The organism is Streptomyces sp. NPDC001156, from assembly GCF_053598275.1.
Map to the genome: position 1 here is coordinate 1 of NZ_JBSFJX010000560.1, position 1,203 is coordinate 1,203.

Below are 1,203 nucleotides of genomic sequence, written 5' to 3' on the forward strand. Positions count from 1 at the left end.
GTGGGGCTGGCTCACAATCAGCGTGCCGCTGCCGACCGGCACCCGCGCGGTGTGGCTCGACAGAGGCGTGAAGGTGACGCAGCGACTTCAAGTCAGAGTGCCCGCCGCACCTCCTTCCGTGTCTCATCGAGGGCGAGGCCAGACTGTGATCCTGATCGGTGTCGATCCCCACAAGTCGTCCCACACCGCTGTCGTCGTCGACCCCGCAGGCCATCAGGTGGCCGAGCGCCGGTTCGCCGTCAACGCCGGGACCTTCCGGCAACTGATGCGCTGGTGCGAGCAGTGGCCCGAGCGGCGCTTTGCAGTCGAAGGCGCCGGCGGGCTCGGCCGACCGCTCGCTCAGCAGCTGGCCGCCGCAGGCGAGAGTGTGGTCGATGTGCCCTCGACGCTGTCGGCCAGGGCCCGGCTCCTGGCTACCGGCGGCGACCGCAAAAGCGACGCCGCCGACGCCCTCCACGTCGCCCAGGTCGCCCTCTTCCGCCCCGACCTGCGCCAGGTGGCGGCAGAAGACCAGACTATGATCTTGCGGCTGCTGACCGAGCGGCACGACGACCTGGTCCATGAACGCACCCGCGTCCTCAACCGGCTCCACGCGGTCCTGCGTGACCTGCTGCCCGGCGGTGTGCCCACCGGTCTGTCGGCGGACAAGGCCGCCAGCGCCATGCGGGGCGTCCGGCCGGTGACGGCCGCCGACAACTGCCGCCGTGACATAGCCCGTGATCTGCTGGCCGACCTGCGCCGGCTGGACAGGCAGGTCAAGGAGAACGAAGCCGAGATGCGCGAGGCTGTTGCCGCGACCCGCACCACGCTCACCACCCTGCCGGGCGTGGGCACCGTGCTGGCCGCCAAGGTCATCGGCCACATTGGGGACATCTCCCGGTTCCCCACCGAGCATCACTTCGCCAGCTATACCGGCAGCGCGCCGCTGGACGCCTCCAGCGGCAACAACGTCCGCCACCGGCTCAACACCGGCGGCAACCGCGCGTTGAATTCGGTGCTGCACATCATCGCCATCTGCCAGATCCGCGACGGCGGGCCGGGGCAGGAGTACTACCTGCGGAAGATCGCGGAGGGAAAGACGCCGACGGAGGCCCGCAGGGCCCTCAAACGCCGCCTGTCCAACGTGGTCTACCGGATCATGAAACGCGACCACCGAAACCAACTCGCCCAAGCCGCTTGACACACAGAGGCGCTGATTGGCTT

1 protein-coding gene is annotated in these 1,203 nt (G+C 69.2%); it reads left to right on the top strand.

Annotated features, from left to right (window positions below; genetic code table 11):
• Nucleotides 1–145 precede the first annotated feature (145 nt).
• Nucleotides 146–1,180, top strand: a complete 1,035-nt coding sequence (locus ACWDA7_RS53120) for an IS110 family transposase (protein WP_450615451.1) — start codon at nt 146–148, stop codon at nt 1,178–1,180.
• The last annotated feature ends 23 nt before the right edge of the window (nt 1,181–1,203 follow it).